Source organism: Adlercreutzia faecimuris (assembly GCF_022669055.1).
GTDB lineage: Bacteria > Actinomycetota > Coriobacteriia > Coriobacteriales > Eggerthellaceae > Enterorhabdus > Enterorhabdus faecimuris.
In genome coordinates, this window is sequence record NZ_JAJMLW010000004.1 from 163,754 (window position 1) to 180,637 (window position 16,884).

The following is a 16,884-nucleotide window of genomic DNA, read 5'->3' on the forward strand; positions in this document are numbered from 1 at the left end:
TGGCGGCTTTGCGGCTATTCCTCAGCCTCATCGGCGTCTTCGCGGGCGCGGCGGCGCAGGGCGGCGGCGAGGAGGGCGGCGCCGGCCGCGAGCCAGGCCGCGAAGACGGCCCCGACCGCCGGCCAGCCCTCGGCGGGCGCCTCGTCGGTGACGAGCCAGATCATCACGGCGGTCGCGGCCTCGAGCGGCAGGGCGGCGGCCAGCGGCGCCACGGCGCGGTCGAGCTCGGCCACCTGCGACGGCAGCGCGAGGACGACCAGCACGAGGCTCCAGATGCCCGTCTGGGCGTAGGCGCGCAGGGTGACGCCGAGCGCGGTGACCACCAGCAGGAACGGCAGGCTCGTCGCCGTGACGGCCAGGGTCGCGGGCGCCCAGCAGCCGAGGGGCGCGCCGATGGCGATGAGACACGCCAGGACGGTCAGCGCCGTAAAGGCGAGCGCGGCCGCCACCTTGGACGCCACCATGGCCCCGAGGGAGATGCCGGCGCGGAAGAGCGTCGGGCAGGCCCCGTGCTCGCGTTCCTCCACCAGCAGGAACAGGACGACCGAGCCGCCGCCCATCAGCGCGGGCACGACGGTGGCGGAGGCGAGCAGGAAGCGCCGCAGTCGCTCATCGGCCAGGAGGGAGCCGTCGGCCCACTGCGCTATGAGCCAGCACAGCGCGACGCCGAGCCCGGCCACCACCACGAAGGCCGGTGTGCGCAGGGCGCAGCCGATGTCGCGCAGGATCAGGGCGCCCAGGGCGCGCAGCGGCTCGACCTCCCTCATCCCCGTCCTCTCATCCGTGGGCCCAAGTCCCCACATTATAATAGGGCGCGGTCGGAAGCGCGCCGGCCGCCGCGGGGACGGCCCCGTGCGGATCGGGCGCGGGATACGGGACGCCGGCCGGAAGGGGCGCGTTTCATGGAGGCACGGCAAGATCAGGCGGCGGCTGCGGAAGGCGCCGCGGCGGGAGGTGGCAGCGCGCCGGCGCGCGGGCAGGCCGGCTCCACGGCCCTGCCGACGGAGTACGCCTCGGCGGCCGACCTGGTGCGCGGCGAGCTGGGCGCCGGGCGCAGCGTGCACCTGGAATGCTCGCGCGCCGCCATGCGCGCCGCGCGCGAGGCCGTGCAGGAGGTCGCCGGCGCGCGCCGCGCCGCCTTCTACCTGGAGGACGACGGCGGCTTCGACCGCGACACCGTCCGCTCGTACCTGCGCTTCTTCGCGCGCCTGGCCGGCGACGGCGCCGCGGCGGCCGAGGCGATCGACCACTTCGGCCTGCGCGGGCGCGCGGGCGCCCTCGTGTCCAAGCTCACGGCCGAGGAGCGGGTGCTGCTCAGCTTCGCGCGGATGAGCCTGTTCGACCCCGAGGTGTGCTTCTGCGAGCGCCCGCTCTTGGAGCTGGGCCCCGACGCGCGCCAGGTGGTCCTCGGCTGGATCGGCGCCCGCAGCGAGGCGGGCACCCTCTTCGTCACCTGCGGCCAGCCGCTGCGCGAGGCCCTGCTCATGCCCGGCCGCGCCTTCTGGGAGGAAGAGGGCCGCTTCCTGGCCGCCGAGGTGGACGACGCCGACGACGACGCGGAGCCCGCCTTCGAGGGCGACGAGGTGCGCGTCTGCAAGATCGCCGCCAAGGCCGGCGACGTGACGCTGCTGCTCGACCCGCGTGAGATCGACTTCATCGAGAGCGCCAACCGCGTCAACTACGCGAGCGTCCGCGGCGAGCTGTACCCCACGGCCCTCACCATGGACGAGCTGGAGGGCGAGCTCGAGCGCTTCGGGTTCTTCCGCTGCCACCGCTCCTACATCGTCAACGTCCAGAAGGTGGCGAAGGTGGAGCGCTACACCCGCAACACCTACAACCTGGTGCTGTCCGACGCGCGCCATTCCTCGCTGCCGCTGTCGAAGGGCCGCGCCGAGGAGATGCGCGACCGCTTCCGCTGGAAGTAGGGCCCCGGAGGACGGGAGGGGCGGGAGGGGTTCGCGCGCAGTTTCACAGCGACTGGAACAGCCCAGTGGTCTGTTCCACCAAGCGAGGACTGTTTGAGCACGAACTCCTCCCGCCCCTCCCGCCCTCCGGGCGCTCGTCGCGTCCGGTCGCCGCCATGCTCCACTCGTGCGCCGCCCTGCTCCTCTCGTGCGGGCGGCGCTCCTCTCGTGCCGATGTCGTTGCAGGTCACGGGTTTGCCGGGGATCATGGGCGTCGTCAAGTCAGCCGGCGCCGCCCCCAAGGCGCCCCGCACGAGAGAGAAGCATCACCATGGTAACCACCCACGCCCTGAGCATCCTCATCCTGCTCCTCACGGTCGCCTTCCTCATCCTGCTCGCGTCCCATGTGCACCACGACCTCATGCTGCGGCAGCTCCGCGCGCGGCTCGACGAGCTCGAGCCCGCTCCCGCGCCCGCCGAGTAGGGGAGGCGCGCCATGACCGGAGCCATCCTCTCCATGGACGCGGTGAGCCTGTCGTTCAAGGACAAGCGCGTCCTGGACAACCTCACCTTCTCCATCCCGCGCGGGCAGACCTTCGGGTTCCTCGGACCGTCGGGCGCGGGCAAGACCACCACCATCAAGCTGCTCACCCGCCAGCTCGCGAAGGACGCCGGGCGCATCAGCCTGCTCGGGCGCCCCATCGAGCGTGCCAGCGCGGCCGACTACGAGCGCATCGGCATCCTGTCGGACACGAGCGCGCTGTACGACCGCATGTCCATCGCCGACAACCTGCGGTTCTACGCCCGCCTGCGCGGCGTGAGCCACGGCCGCGTGCCCTACCTGCTCGAGCGCATGGGGCTGACCGACTCGGCCAAGACGCTCATCAAGAACTGCTCGAAGGGCATGCGCCAGCGGGCGGCCCTGGCGGCGTCGCTCGTGCACCAGCCCGAGCTGCTGTTCCTCGACGAGCCCACGAGCGGCCTGGACCCGGCGGCCCGCGCCGAGGTGCACAAGATGCTCGGCGAGCTGCGCGACCGCGGCACCACGGTGTTCCTCACCACCCACGACATGGCCGAGGCCGAGGCGGTGTGCGACCGGGTGGCCATCCTGAACGACGGCGCCATCGTGGCCTGCGATGACCCCGAGGAGCTGAAGTTGCGCTATGCTCGCAACCGCGTCGTCATCCGCACGCGCACGCGCGGCACCTTTGAGGTGGCCAAGGACGCGGCCGGCGCCGACCTCATCGACGATCTGATGCGCGCCGGCGAGCTGGTGTCCATCCATTCTGACGAGCCCAACCTGGAGGAAGTGTTCCTCGAGGTGACCGGAAGGGAGTTCTAACATGGCGGCCTCGCTGCGCAAGCTGGGCGCGCTCCTGGACAAGGACGCGCGTGACCTGCTCAAGAACCCGACGATGGTGGTGGCCGTCATCCTGCCGGCGGCCATGATCCTGCTGTACCACTTCGTCTACCGCGAGCCGCTCGCCGTCGCCGACGGCGACCCGGCGGTGCGCGTGCTCATCGACGGCCTCTTCCTGGCCAGCGCGCTGTGCCTGAGCGTGGGGATGGTGGTGTCCATGACGCTGATCTACGGCATCGCCGAGGAGAAGGAGAAGCATACCCTGCGCACCCTCATGTTGGCCAACGTGAGCGCCGGCCAGGTGGCGCTGGCGAAGGGCATCGTGTGCCTGGCGACGACGCTGGTGGTGGGCGCGCTGTGTTTCGCGCTGACGGGCGTCGGCTGGGGGATGTTCCCCGCCTTCATCGCGCTGACGGCCCTGGGGGCTGTGCCGGTCATCCTGCTGGGGCTGGTGCTGGGGCTCGCCTCGCGCGACCAGATGACGGCCGGCCTGTACGGCACGCCCATCCTGCTGCTGTGCCTGGTGCCGATGTTCGCGCCCATCGCCCCGGAGGCCGAGGCCGTGGCGGCCTACACGCCGCTCGGCGGGGTGTGCGAGCTGCTGCGCCTTCTGCTGGAGGGCAGCCTGACGCCGGAGGCGGCCGCCCTGCCGCTGGCCGTGACGGCCGCCTGGATAGCCGTGGGCGCCGTGGCGTTCAAGCTCCTCTACCGCAGGCTCGCGCAGGACAACTAGCGCGGCCGGCGCGCCGCTCGCCTGGGGCGCCGGCGGGGCGTTCCTTGTGCGGGCGAGTGGTTCGCGGTATCATGATCGGACTGTTATCCGCGATTCCCGGCGCCCCGGCGCCTTCCGAGACAAGGGGTATCCCCATGGATCTGTTCGGCTTCACCGTTCCCATGTCGGCGATCTGGATCATCGTCGCCATCATCGTGCTCGTCATCGTGGCGTTCATCGCCAAGGGCTTCATCGACGAGATGAAGAAGTAGCATCGCCGACGCGGGCCCGCGGCGCCTGGCGCGCCCTGCCGCCCGATGGTGAAAATTGCGTAAACCACGCACTTCACGCCCCCGTCATCGGGGGCGTTCCCTATTATGGTGGGGTGTTAGCAAGGCAGGCGGCGGCGCGGGGGAGCGCGGCCGCGAGGCGGGCCCGGCGAGAGGGGGCCCGCGGAGGGAAAGGACGGTGCCGTGGCAAGAGGTCACCGCAACGACGCAGCGCTCGACGATGTGTCCCGCGAGGCCACCAAGGCTCGCGCCCGGCAGAGGCGCCGCGGCCCCTGGCGCGTGGTGTTCTGGCTGGCGCTGGTGGTGCTCGTCGGGTCGCTCAGCGTGCTCGGCTACCTCATCTACACCTACTGGAACGGGCAGCGGGCCTACGACGACATCGTCGAGGTGGCCTTCGAGGAGCCGGCCGACCCGCGGGCGGCCACCCTGGCCGACTTCCAGGTGGACTGGGACGCCCTGCGCGCCATCAACCCCGAGGTCGTGGCCTGGGTCTACATCCCCGGCACGCCCATCAACTACCCCGTGGCCCACAAGCCCGGCGACGACCAGTACTACCTCAAGCACAACTTCGCCAACTCCACCACCGGCGAGTTCGGCGCGGAATACGGCTGCGTGATGCTGTCGGGCGAGAACAACGGCGACTTCACCGACGAGGTCAACATCATCTACGGGCACAACATGCGCAACGGCTCGATGTTCGCCTTCTTCAACCAGATGAAGGACAACGAGGTGTTCAACGAGCACCGCACCGTGTACCTGCTGACGCCCGAGGGCAACTACCTGCTCAAGTCGTTCGCGCTCGACCACGTGCCCGGCTCGAGCACCGACATCGTCATCCCCAACTTCGAGACCCCCGAGGAGCTGACGGCCTACGTCCAGGACCGCATCGCGCAGTCCATCGTGACGCCCCTCCCGCCGGCGCCGGCCGCGGCCGACATCACCAAGGTCTTCGCCTTCAGCACCTGCGACGGGGCCAACAACAAGAACCGCTACATCACCTTCTGCTACGTCGACGAGTTCCTGCCGCTGTCGGTGGCCCAGGCGGCGCCCGGGTTCGCCCCCGAGGTGAGCGGCGACGACGTGGCCGCCGCCAACGACGCCTCGGCGGAGCGCGTGTCGTGAGCGACGTCTGGGAGGGCATGGGCGCGCCCGAGTGCCTGGAGGAGGAATGCGGCGTCTTCGGCGTCTTCGCCCCCGGCGAGGACGTGGCCCGCATGACCTGCTTCGGCCTGCAGGCGCTGCAGCACCGCGGGCAGGAAAGCGCCGGCATCGCCGTGGGCGACGGCGAGACCGTCGTGGTGGCCAAGGACCTGGGCCTGGTCACGCAGGTCTTCGACGAGGCCGCCCTGGCGGCGCTGCCCGGCGAGGTGGCCGTCGGCCACGTGCGCTACTCCACGAGCGGCGGATCGGCGTCCTGGGAGGCCGCGCAGCCGCACATCTCGGCCATCGACGACGTGCTCATCGCGCTGGCCCACAACGGGACGCTGGTCAACACCAACGCCATCCGCGCCCAGCTGGTGGGGGAGGGCGTGCCGTTCCGGTCGGCCACCGACAGCGAGGTGGCCGCCAAGGCCATCGGCTACGCGACGCGCCAGACCCACCACCTGCGCGAGGGCATCCGCTACGCCATGGAGACGCTCGAGGGCGCCTACGCCATGGTGCTGGCCAGCCCCGACTCGCTCTACGCCTTCCGCGACCCCCACGGCATCCGCCCGCTGTGCCTGGGCGAGCTGCCCGACGGCCGCGGCTGGGTGGTGTCGTCGGAGACGTGCGGGCTCGACATCGTCGGCGCCCGCTACGCGCGCGACGTGGCCCCCGGCGAGGTGGTGCGCATCAACGCCGACGGCATCACCTCCGAGCAGGCGGTGCCCGCGCGCGAGCCGGCGGCCTGCATCTTCGAGTACGTCTACTTCGCGCGGCCCGATTCCATCATCGACGGCCAGAGCGTCTACCAGGCGCGCCGGTCGATGGGCCGCATCCTCGCCCGCGAGGCGCCTGTCGAGGCCGACCTGGTGCTCGGCGTGCCCGACTCGGGTGTGCCGGCGGCGCTCGGCTACGCGACCGAGAGCGGCATCGCCTTCACCGACGGCATCGTGAAGAACCGCTATGTGGGTCGCACCTTCATCCAGCCCACCCAGGAGATGCGCCAGCTGGGCATCCGGCTCAAGCTCAACCCGCTGCCCGAGGTGATCGCCGGCCGGCGGCTGGTGGTGATCGACGACTCCATCGTGCGCGGCAACACGTCGCGCAAGCTCGTGTCAATGCTGCGCGACGCGGGCGCGGCCGAGGTGCACCTGCGCATCGTGAGCCCCGAGGTGACGTGGCCGTGCTTCTACGGCATCGACACCGACACGCGCGACCAGCTCATCGCGGCGAACATGACGCTTGACGAGATGAACGCGTGGATCGGCTCGGACTCGCTGGCGTTCATCAGCCTGGAGGGCCTGCGCGAGGCCGTGGCCGACGTGCGCCACCCGGGCTTCTGCGAGGCGTGCTTCACCGGCGACTACCCCGTGGCCATCCCGGCCGCGGTGGCCAAGAGGAGCTTCCTCACGCGCAGGGAGCAGGAGGCGGGCGCCGCCGAGGCGCGCCGCGGGTAACGACGAGGCGAGGCCGCCGCGCGCGGCCCGGGGAAGAACTGACAGGGAAGGGAAGATACGATGGCTGACGAGCAGGTAACCTACGCCCAGGCCGGCGTGGACATCGAGGAGGGCGCCCGCGCGGTGGACGCCATCAAGGGCGTGGTGCACAGCACCTACCGCCCCGAGGTCGTGGGCGACATCGGCGGCTTCGGCGGGCTGTTCTCGCTGGCCGCGGCCAAGGAGATGGACGACCCGCTGCTGGTGAGCGGCACCGACGGCGTGGGCACCAAGCTCAAGCTGGCCCAGCTGGTGGGCAAGCACGACACCGTGGGCATCGACCTGGTGGCCATGTGCGCCAACGACATCCTGGCCACGGGCGCCGAGCCGCTGTTCTTCCTGGACTACGTGGCCGTGGGCAAGCTGGACGCCGAGGCCATGGCGAAGATCGTCGGCGGCATCGGCGAGGGCTGCCGCCAGGCCGGCTGCGCGCTCATCGGCGGCGAGATGGCCGAGCACCCCGGCGTGATGGACCCGGACGACTACGACCTGTCCGGCTTCTGCGTGGGCCTGGTCGACCGTCCGAAGATGCTCGACCCCCAGGCGGTGCGCGAGGGCGACGTGCTGGTGGGCCTGGCCTCGAGCGGGCTGCACTCCAACGGCTACTCGCTGGCGCGCAAGGTGTGTGTCGAGGGGCTCACGGCCGAGGAGGCCCAGGCGCCCGTCGAGGCGCTCGGCGGCCAGTCGGTGGCTGACGCGCTGCTCACGCCGACTCGCATCTACGTGAAGCCGGTGCGCGCCGTGATGGAGGGCTGCCCGGGCGCCGTGCGGGCGCTCGCCCACATCACCGGCGGCGGCATCACCGAGAACCTCAACCGCGCGCTGCCCGCCGGCTGCGACGCGGTGGTGGAGCTGGGCACCTGGCCCGTGCCGCCCGTGGTGCGCTACGTCTGCGACGCCGCGCACCTCGCCGAGGACGAGGCGCTCAAGACCTTCAACATGGGCCTGGGCCTGGTGCTCATCGTCGACCCGGAGCGCGTCGACGAGGTGTGCGCCGCGCTGGCCGCCGCCGGCGAGGCGCCCCGGCGCGTGGGCCGCGTGACCGCCGGCACCGGCGTGGTGCGCTACGAGAACGAGGGGAGCCTCTATGGCGCCTAGCTTGAGGATCGGCGTGCTGCTGTCGGGCAGCGGCACCAACCTGCAGGCCATCATCGACGCGGTGGCCGACGGGCTGCCGGTGGAGGTGGCGCACGTCGTGTCGTCGCGGCCCGATGCCTACGGCATCGAGCGCGCGCGGGCGGCGGGCATCCCCGTGACGGTGCTCAACCGCGAGGTGTACGCCGACGCGCAGGCCGCCGACGCGCTCATCGCGCGCACCCTGCGCGACGCCGGCGCCGAGTACGTCGTCATGGCCGGCTACATGCGCAAGCTCACGCCGGTGATGCTCGACGCCTTCCCCGACCGCGTGCTCAACCTGCACCCGGCGCTGCTGCCCTCGTTCAAGGGGGCCCACGCCATCGCGGACGCCTTCGATGCCGGCGTGAAGGTGACGGGCGTCACCGTGCACCTGGCCAACGAGGACTACGACAAGGGGCCCATCGTGGCCCAGGAGCCGGTGCGGGTCCAGGAGGGCTGGTCGCTCGACGACCTGGAGGCCGCCATCCACGAGGTGGAGCACCGCCTGTACCCGGCCGTCCTGCGCGTTATCGCCGAGGGGCGCCTCGAGCTCGGCGCCGATCGCAAGGTGCGCATCGCGGAATAGCGCGAGGTGTGGGGCGGCGCGCCCATCCCGCGCTCACCGAGGGGCCGCCTTCGCCGAGGCGGCCCCTCTCCTTTTGTTGCCGCCTTGTTTATTCTCGATAGACTATAATTGATGATGGAGAATTCCCCAGAGGCGCCGCGGCGCCGGAAGGAGGCGGGCCATGGAGCGGGCCACCCTGGAGCGCATCATCGACGACCTGGAGGCCGGGCGCACGCCGGCGCTGGCGACGGGGGACTTCCCCGCCTTCTCGGCCGAGGCCGCGGCGGGCAACCCGCACGTGGGCCCCGAGGCGCTCGACGCCATCGCGGCCAGCCTGACGGCGGCCGACATCCCCACCTTCCAGCGGGCGCTGCGGGCGCTGGACGAGGGCGACCTGGCGTGGCTCGGGTTCAAGGTGGTGTTCGACCCCGCGGCAGCCGTGGGCAACGTCGACAACGAGGTGACCAAGAAGTACGGCGAGCAGGGCTCGGCCGACGGCGAGCCACTCGTGTTCTTCTGCAATGACGCCAAGGAGATCGTCGCCGCGCGCGAGCCGTCGCCCCGCGACGTGTTCCAGATGAAGGACGTCACCCGCGGGCCGTCCATGCACAACGAGCAGTTCGATGGGCTCACCTGGGTGAGCGTGCCCCTGTTCGACCAGGTGCGCGTCGTGCTGCTGGGCGCGTCGGATGCCGCGGCCGAGGTGGCGGCGCTCGCCGACCACGTGGGCTTCGTCGTGACGGCCGTCGACTACGACCCCGCCTACCTCAACGAGGACCGCTTCCCCGCGGCCGAGCGCGTCCTGCTCCACGGCGGCAACTTCGACGAGCTGGCCAACTTGCCCGGGCATCCCGGCGACTACGTGTGCGTGCTCACGCGCGGGCACATGTTCGACCCCGAGGCCTGCGTGTGGGCCGTCCAGAACGGCGCGCACTACATCGGGATGATGGGTTGCGCGGGTAAGAACTCCACGGTGCATGACCTGGTCATCGACGCGGGGCTCACCGAGGCGGACTGGGATCGCATCAAGCGCCCCATCGGCTTGAAGTTCGGCGCCAAGACCCCCGCCGAGCTGGCCATCGCCATCGTCGCCGAGCTGGTGGACGTCCGCTACCGCGCCCGCTACGGCGAGGAGGCCCGCGCCCGCCATGAGGCCAGCCTGGGCCGCTAAGCCGCCTGTCACGCCAGGGCCCCAGCCGGACGGCCGGGGCCCTGCTACGCGGCGCGGTGCCAGCGGCACGTCGTGGGCTCGACGGCGCCGCTCGTGACGGCGCTGTCGAGCGATTGCGAGCGCGGCGCTAGCGCACCTTGATGAAGGCCATGGCCACCAGGGCCACGAGCGCCAGAGGCACGCACAGCACCAGCGACGCCATGAGCCAGCCCATGTCCATCATCATGGCGCCGAACAGGGGCGACCCGATGGTGGGCGCCAGGTTCTGCGAGATCTGCATGACCGACATGCCCATGGCCACGGCCAGCGCCCCGCCGCCGCGCTTATCCATGATCTCGGGCGTCATAGGGCGGGTGCCCGACGCCACCAGGCCGCCCATGCAGCCGAAGACGATCACCGACACCCACACGAGCGCGATGCTGCCCATGAAGGCGATGGCCAGCGTGGCCGCGCACAGGCCGAACGCCACCATCACGAAGGGCTTGCGGTGCCCCAGCCGGTCGTAGAGGATGCCCATGATGGGCATGATGACGATGGTGAGGATGGGCATGATGGACGTGATCTGGCCCGCCGCCGCGTTGGTGAGGCCCATGCCGTTCTGCAGGTACATGGGGTAGTAGCTCATGAACACGCCGTTGCAGATGAAGTTGAAGCAGAAGAACGCGATGCAGAGTAGCCAGATCTCCTTGTTCTTGAGGTAGCCCAGGCCGCGCATGAAGAAGCCCTTCTGCGCCTCGACGCTCTGCTCGGCCGTCTCGGCGGCCGACTGGGCCGGGGCGCGGAACAGGGCCAGTACCAGCACGAACACCACGACGGCGCAGATGACGCACATCCACCAGGCGCCGCGCCAGCCGAAGGCGTCGGCCACGGGCGGCACGATGAGCATCGACACGGTGGAGCCCAGCGGCATCCAGGTGCACCAGATGGCCAGCGGCAGCGCGCGGCTGCCCTCGGGGAACCACATGGACAGGGCCGTGGGCGCCGCCACGCCGATGAAGGCGATGCCGCAGCCCTTGATGGCGCGGCTGAGGAACAGCAGCGCGACGGAGTCGGTCATGGCGCCGATGAGCGAGCCTACGCCGATGCAGGCCACCGACACCAGGATGGCCGTCTTCTCGCCCATCTTGCCGCACATCCTTCGACCCCCTACCGCCGCGCCGCCGGCCCCGGGCGCTCCCGCTGCCCCCGGCGCGCCCAAGCCCCCGGTCGCGCAGCCGGCGGCTGCGCGGGGCGTTCTGCGGCGCTCGCGGACACTTTTCACGTCTCCGATGGCAAGATAGCGAGGTTTGGCATACTGCGGAGACGCCGCAGGCGGCGTTTTAGCATCAAGCATCGCCTGCGACTCGCTAAAACCCCAGGTCGCCACAAGGCGAGGTCTGCGAAGGCCTCGCCTTTTCGTCTTGAGAGTATGCCAAACCTCGCTATCTTGCCATGCGAGCGCGCTCGGCTGTCCGCGCCCCAGGCCTTCGGCCGGGGCGCCTTTGCTTCTGCCGGCGGGCGGGGGCGGCGGCTGGTATGCTTAGCGGGTAGGGATTCCCGGAAGGAAAGGATGTAAGACCATATGAGCGATCCTCAAGTTAAGCGCGTGCTGATGTCGGTGACCGACAAGACCGGCATCGTCGACTTCGCGCGCGCCCTCGTCGACGAGTTCGGCGCGGAGGTCATCTCCACCGGCGGCACCGCGCGCGCCATCGCCGAGGCGGGCGTGCCCGTCACCCCCATCGACGACGTGACCCAGTTCCCCGAGATGATGGACGGCCGCGTGAAGACGCTGCACCCCAAGGTGCACGGCGGCCTGCTCGCCAAGCGCGACAACCCCGACCACATGGCCCAGGCGGCCGAGCACGGCATCGAGATGATCGACATGGTGGTCGTGAACCTCTACGCCTTCGAGAAGACGGTCGAGTCGGGCGCCGACTTCGGCACCTGCATCGAGAACATCGACATCGGCGGGCCCTCCATGCTGCGCTCCGCCGCCAAGAACTTCGAGTCGGTGGCCGTGGTGACCGAGCCGGCCAGCTACGACGCCATCCTCGACGAGATGCGCGCCAACGGCGGCGCCACCACGCGCGACACCCGCGCGAAGCTCGCGCTCAAGGTGTTCCAGACCACCGCGGCCTACGACGGCGCCATCGCCGCCTGGATGGGCACCCAGCTCGACGGCGCGGCGCAGTTCCCCGACGAGCTTTCCGTGCGCCTGACCAAGCGCCAGGACCTGCGCTATGGCGAGAACCCGCACCAGAGCGCCGCCTTCTACGCGCGCGACGACTACCAGGGCGCCGAGCACTCGCTCGCCCACGCCACCCAGCACCAGGGCAAGGAGCTGTCCTACAACAACTACCTCGACCTCGATGCGGCGTGGAGCGCCGTGCGCGAGTACGAGGGGCCGGCCTGCGTCATCGTCAAGCACCTCACGCCCTGCGGCGTGTGCGAGGACGCCGACGTCACCACCGCCTACAAGCGCGCCCACGAGTGCGACCCGGTGAGCGCCTACGGCGGCGTCATGGCGTTCAACCGCCCCGTCACCTCCGACACCGTGGTGGCCATCTTCGACAACAAGCAGTTCGTCGAGGCCATCATCGCGCCGGAGTTCTCCGGCGACGCGCTGGAGATGTACAAGGCGAAGAAGAACGCGCGCCTGCTGTCCACGGGCGGCGTCAACCCGGCCGGCGGCGAGGTGGAGTTCCGCTCCGTCGAGGGCGGCCTTCTGTGCCAGGACTCCGACGCGGTGGCCGAGGACGTGGCCTCCTTCACGTGCCCGACGGCTCGCAAGCCCACCGACGAGGAGATGGCCGAGCTCGTCTTCGCGTGGAAGGCGTGCAAGTCGGTGAAGTCCAACGCCATCCTCATCGCCAAGGACCACGCGTCGGTGGGCGCCGGCGGCGGCCAGCCCAACCGCGTGAACTCCGCGCGCATCGCCGTGGAGCAGGCCGGCGAGAAGGCCCGCGGCGCCGTGGCGGCGTCGGATGCGTTCTTCCCGTTCCGCGACGGCTTCGACGTGCTGGCCCAGGCCGGCGTGACCGCCATCATCCAGCCCGGCGGCTCCATCCGCGATGACGAGGTGGTCGCCGCGGCCGACGAGCAGGGCGTGGCCATGGTGTTCACCGGCCATCGCCACTTCCGCCACTAGACGCGCAGCGCGCAGCCCGCGACCGAAGCGCCCCGCCCCAGCCGGCGGGGCGCTTCGCGTTGGGGGAGGGCGATCGCGCGCAGCAACAAGCGGGCAACGGCGGCCGGAAAAGGCAGTGGTGGTTTCGCGAATAAGTTAGGCGCGGGGTATACTTATGCGCGTCGGCCGCCCGCGGGGCGGGTGTCTAGCCTGAAAAGAGTTGCGCCCATGATCATCCTCGACGCGCCCTACGCCTCTGGCCCCCTCGTGCAGTGGCTCGCGCAGTCGCAGCACCCGGTGCTCGCCAACGACTTCTCCCGGGCGCTCTCTGCCGACGCCGACGCGCCCCTCAACCTGGTGGGCGACGCCGAGGCCGTCCGCCGCCTCGACGCCGGCGAGCGCGTCTACACCAACTCCGAGAACGCGCTGGCCTGGATCCTCGAGCACTGCTCCAACGCTACGCTCACCGGCGCCATCCGCCTGTTCAAGGACAAGGCGGCCCTGCGCGAGAAGCTGGCGCCCCTCAACCCGGGGCTGTTCTTCGCCACCCTCGACCGCCGCGAGCTCGAGGCCGTCAACGTGGACGACCTGCCGCTGCCGGTGGTGCTCAAGCCGGCGGTGGGCTTCTGCTCGATGGGTGTCTACGTCATCGAGGAGCGCGACGACTGGGCGGATGCCGTGGCCGACATCGCCCGGCACGAGGACGAGTGGCATGCGCGCTACCCCGACAGCGTCGTCGGCGCCGATGCCTACCTCGTCGAGGGCTACCTCGAGGGCACCGAGTACGCGCTCGACGCCTACTTCGACGAGGACGGCCGCGCCCACGTGCTCAACGTCCTGCGCCACGACTTCGCCGGGCCGGAGGACACCTCCGACCGGATGTACCTCACCGACGCGGCCATCGTCGCCGAGATGGCGCCGCGCCTCACCGCGTGGCTCGACCAGGTGAACGACCTGGTGGGCGCCCGGTCCATCCCCGTCCACGTGGAGCTGCGCGTCGACGGCGACGCCATCGCCCCCATCGAGTTCAACCCCCTGCGCTTCGCGGGGCTCGGCGGCACCGACGTGGCCTACTACGGCGTGGGCCTGCGCACCTACCAAGCGTTCCTGGAGGACGAGCCCGTCGACCTGGCCGCGCTCTACGGCGCCCGCCCCCACGACGTGTTCTCCATGTCGCTGCTCAACCCGGCGCCCGACGCCGATCTGACGCGTCCCTTCGACTACGACGCCCTGGCCGCGCGCTTCACCGACGTGCTGGCGCTCGTGCCCTTCGACGCGGACGCGGTGGGCTCCTACGGGTTCCTCTTCCTGCGCACCGACGACGCCACGGCGGCCGAGCGCGACTGGCTGCTCCACGCCGACCTGGAGGCCTTCGCCGGCGAGGGGGAGGCCCGATGAGCGCCGCCTCGCCCAAGAAGGTCCCCACCCCCGCCGAGCAGAGCGTCAAGGCCAGCTCGCGCGGCAGCCTGAGCAAGATCCTCGCTGGCGGCGTGCTCGTCATCGTGCTGGCCGTCATCTTCCTGCGCGGCGACCAGCTGGTCGAGCTGGCCGACACGGTGCGCAAGGGCGCGCCCGTCTTCCTGGTGCTGGCTGTCGTGTCGCAGCTGGCCAAGTACTTCTCGCAGGGCTGGGCCTACATCTACTGCTTCCACGCCGTGAGCGAGGACTTCAGGTTCCGCGAGTCCATCAAGCTCGTCTTCGGCACCTTCTTCATGAACACCGTGGCCCCCTCGCTCAACCTGGCGGGCATGACGCTGGTGGTGGACGACGCCGCCAAGCGCGGCATTCCCGCGGGGCGTGCCACCAGCGCGGCGCTGCTCATGCAGGTCACCATCGACACGGGCTTCGTGGTCATCATGCTCATCGGGTTCGGCCTGCTCAGCCTGACCGTGGGCCTGCAGCCGGGCTGGCTTCTGGTGGGGCTTCTGGCCGTGCTGCTGGTGAGCGTGCTGGTGACGGTGATGATCGTGGGCGGCAAGCGTCCCGAGCTGGTCATCCGCGTGCTGACGCCCATCGAGCGTTTGGTCGACCGCATCCTGCGCAAGTTCAAGAAGGGCCCCATCGACGGCTGGGCCGACCGCACCGTGCGGTCGTTCTCCGAGGCGTCGGGGCTCATCGTGCAGAACCCCAAGAAGACGGCCGCCGCCTTCGGGTTCTCCATCCTGGCCAGCACCTTCGAGCTGGGCTGCTTCGCCCTGACCGGCGTGGCCTTCGGCGTGCAGGCCATCGAGCCCCTCGTCTGCGGCTACGTGGTGGCCACCCTGTTCGCCATGATCTCGTTCACGCCCCAGGGCGTCGGCGTGGTGGAGGCGGCGGTGCTGGTGGCGTTCACCCTGTTCGGCATCAGCCAGGCCACGGGTATCGCGGTCATCATGGTGTACCGCGGCATCGTCTTCTGGCTGCCGTTCCTCGTCGGCGCCATCCTCATCCAGCGCACCAAGGCGTTCAAGGCCAAGGGCGTGGCCTACAAGAAGCCCTCGCCCGCCCAGGAGCGCGCCGCCCAGGCGGATGCGCTCGAGAGCGCGGAGGCGAGCGGCGCTGCGGACGGGAAGCCCGCGAAGCCTTCGCCGGCGGCCGGGCCGCGTGCGGACGATGCCGTGGGCGCCGATGCGGAGGGTGCCCCTCCTGCGGATGACGCGGCGGCCGCGCCGCCGCCCGAGGGGGAGGTCGCGCGATAGCCTGTCAAGCCGAAGGGCCCGCCGTCGACGGCGGGCCCTTTTCGTGCGCAGCCGGATGCCCCTAGGCCTCCCAGGCGAGGAACGCCCAGGTGGTGACGCGGGGGTCGCGCAGGTGCCAGGCGCCCTCGGGCACGCCCTTCTTGTCGGGCAGCCCGGCGCGCTCGTTGGGGACGAGCTGGTCGTCGAGCCACGCGTCCATGCGCGCGATGGCGGCCTCGAGTCGGGCCGGCGCGACGGGGCCGGCGGCGTGGCGCACCATGGCGGCGTAGTCGTCGCGGGCCGCCTCCGGCGTGGCGTAGGTGACGTCGCGCTCGCTGGCGATGTAGGCCACCTCGGGGCGCAGCCCGTGGTAGACGAGGATGTTGAAGGCGAACTGGAAGTCCTCGCCCGCCTGGCGGGGCAGGCCCGCGGCCCGCAGCGCCCGGCCGTCCACCCGTGGCGAGTCGTCGGCGGTGAGCGTCACGCAGACGCGCCGGCGCGCCACGGCGGTGAGCTTGAGCAGCGAGTCCTCCAGGTCGCTCGTGGCGATGGAGCGCGACGCCACGCACACGTCGCGGCTGCCCGGCGCCACGCCGTGGGCGGCCCAGTCGTCCTCCCAGCTCATCTGCACGGCCTCGATGCCGGCGATGCCCTGCTCGGCGGCGAGGCCTTCCATGACGTCGAGCATGCCGGCCGAGAAGTCGGCCGCGAGCACCGGGTGCCCGGCGGAGGCCAGGGGCAGCGCGAGCGCGCCCGTGCCGCAGCCCATGTCGAGGACGGACTCGCCGGGGCGCACGGCCGCCAGCTCCAGGAAGCGCGTCACGTAGGGGCTCGGGGCGTCCTTGGTCGCGAAGGTCTTGGAGCGCTCGTCCCAGAACGCCGCGTCGTCGGGCGCGCGCCGGGTGCGCTGGCGCTCCTTCCAGGCGTCGTTCCAGGAGGAGGAGAAGGCGTCGGCGGTCATGGGGCCTCCTTCGGGCGAGGGCGTCGTCCCGCCGCCCGGCGCGCGGCCTTCCGCGATCCGGCGGCGGGGGAGGGGTATATTCTCGGTTCAGTATAACCCGAATTGCGCCAGAGGAGCGGATGCGGCCAGGTTCGCGTGACGGGTGGTTCCGGCTACGGCCCGGTTCGCGTGCCAGGCTGCCCTGGTCGCGGCCCGGCGGGGCGGTGGATACGCGACATCTCGCCTTTTTGTCCAGAATCTTGGACAAAAAGGCGAGATGTCGCATGGGCGTGGACAAAAAACGGCGATCTCGCAGCCTTGCGCGTCCCTTTGGAAGAAGGAGCGCGCGCATGCTTCGGGAATCTCCTGGTGAGAATTATTCTTCAGTTGAATAATCGAGGCGTCCGCCGCCAAACGGCGC

The 16,884-nt window shown here is 70.9% G+C and carries 15 protein-coding genes; 12 read left to right on the forward strand and 3 right to left on the reverse strand.

The annotated features are described in order from the left end of the window. Positions 1–14: 14 nt before the first annotated feature. Positions 15–767 (reverse strand): hypothetical protein, encoded by a 753-nt coding sequence (locus LPT13_RS10910; protein ID WP_242166408.1) that lies wholly within the window; start codon positions 765–767, stop codon positions 15–17. Positions 768–902: 135 nt separating this feature from the next. On the opposite strand from LPT13_RS10910, the gene LPT13_RS10915 reads away from it, so the two are divergent. From LPT13_RS10915 to LPT13_RS10955, 9 genes are all read left to right on the forward strand, one after another. Then, entirely contained in the window at positions 903–1,925 is a 1,023-nt protein-coding gene (locus tag LPT13_RS10915) for a LytTR family DNA-binding domain-containing protein (RefSeq protein WP_242166409.1), read from the forward strand. 310 nt (positions 1,926–2,235) lie between these two features. Further along, a complete protein-coding gene (locus tag LPT13_RS10920) occupies positions 2,236–2,388 on the forward strand; it encodes a hypothetical protein (protein WP_242166410.1) in 153 nt (50 codons plus the stop codon). Between the two features lie 12 nt (positions 2,389–2,400). After that, entirely contained in the window at positions 2,401–3,246 is an 846-nt protein-coding gene (locus LPT13_RS10925) for an ABC transporter ATP-binding protein (RefSeq protein WP_242166411.1), read from the forward strand. A gap of 1 nt (position 3,247) precedes the next feature. Continuing rightward, positions 3,248–3,997 (forward strand): ABC transporter permease, encoded by a 750-nt coding sequence (locus tag LPT13_RS10930; RefSeq protein WP_242166412.1) that lies wholly within the window; start codon positions 3,248–3,250, stop codon positions 3,995–3,997. A gap of 452 nt (positions 3,998–4,449) precedes the next feature. Then, complete coding sequence (locus tag LPT13_RS10935; protein WP_242166413.1) at positions 4,450–5,388, forward strand: class B sortase; 939 nt, start codon at positions 4,450–4,452, stop codon at positions 5,386–5,388. Next, positions 5,385–6,866: an amidophosphoribosyltransferase gene (purF, locus tag LPT13_RS10940; protein ID WP_242166414.1), complete on the forward strand. Its 1,482-nt coding sequence runs from the start codon at positions 5,385–5,387 to the stop codon at positions 6,864–6,866. The genes LPT13_RS10935 and purF overlap by 4 nt, the downstream gene beginning before the upstream one ends. Before the next feature lie 60 nt (positions 6,867–6,926). Then, on the forward strand, positions 6,927–8,003 hold the full coding sequence (purM, locus tag LPT13_RS10945) for a phosphoribosylformylglycinamidine cyclo-ligase (RefSeq protein WP_242166415.1): 1,077 nt from the start codon (positions 6,927–6,929) through the stop codon (positions 8,001–8,003). After that, positions 7,993–8,607 carry a phosphoribosylglycinamide formyltransferase gene (purN, locus tag LPT13_RS10950; RefSeq protein ID WP_242166416.1) on the forward strand — a complete coding sequence of 205 codons (615 nt, stop codon included), beginning with the start codon at positions 7,993–7,995 and terminating at the stop codon, positions 8,605–8,607. Before purM ends, purN begins: the two co-directional genes overlap by 11 nt. 160 nt (positions 8,608–8,767) lie before the next feature. Further along, the gene (locus tag LPT13_RS10955; protein WP_242166418.1) at positions 8,768–9,757 is read left to right on the forward strand and encodes an XdhC family protein; all 990 of its coding nucleotides are present in this window, start codon (positions 8,768–8,770) and stop codon (positions 9,755–9,757) included. Positions 9,758–9,884: 127 nt separating this feature from the next. Here the strand turns inward: LPT13_RS10955 and LPT13_RS10960 are convergent, their stop codons facing one another. After that, a complete protein-coding gene (locus tag LPT13_RS10960; RefSeq protein WP_347264327.1) occupies positions 9,885–11,090 on the reverse strand; it encodes an MFS transporter in 1,206 nt (401 codons plus the stop codon). 228 nt (positions 11,091–11,318) lie between these two features. Here LPT13_RS10960 and purH point away from each other — a divergent pair, with 228 nt between their 5' ends. The 3 genes from purH to LPT13_RS10975 all read left to right on the forward strand — a co-directional run bounded on the left by purH (position 11,319) and on the right by LPT13_RS10975 (position 15,544). Beyond that, entirely contained in the window at positions 11,319–12,887 is a 1,569-nt protein-coding gene (gene purH, locus LPT13_RS10965) for a bifunctional phosphoribosylaminoimidazolecarboxamide formyltransferase/IMP cyclohydrolase (protein WP_242166421.1), read from the forward strand. 207 nt (positions 12,888–13,094) lie between these two features. Then, complete coding sequence (locus LPT13_RS10970) at positions 13,095–14,264, forward strand: ATP-grasp domain-containing protein (protein WP_242166423.1); 1,170 nt, start codon at positions 13,095–13,097, stop codon at positions 14,262–14,264. Beyond that, on the forward strand, positions 14,261–15,544 hold the full coding sequence (locus tag LPT13_RS10975) for a lysylphosphatidylglycerol synthase transmembrane domain-containing protein (protein ID WP_242166426.1): 1,284 nt from the start codon (positions 14,261–14,263) through the stop codon (positions 15,542–15,544). Before LPT13_RS10970 ends, LPT13_RS10975 begins: the two co-directional genes overlap by 4 nt. A 61-nt stretch (positions 15,545–15,605) precedes the next feature. On the opposite strand, the gene LPT13_RS10980 is transcribed toward LPT13_RS10975, so the two are convergent. Beyond that, on the reverse strand, positions 15,606–16,484 hold the full coding sequence (locus LPT13_RS10980; RefSeq protein WP_242166428.1) for a class I SAM-dependent methyltransferase: 879 nt from the start codon (positions 16,482–16,484) through the stop codon (positions 15,606–15,608). Positions 16,485–16,884 lie beyond the last annotated feature (400 nt).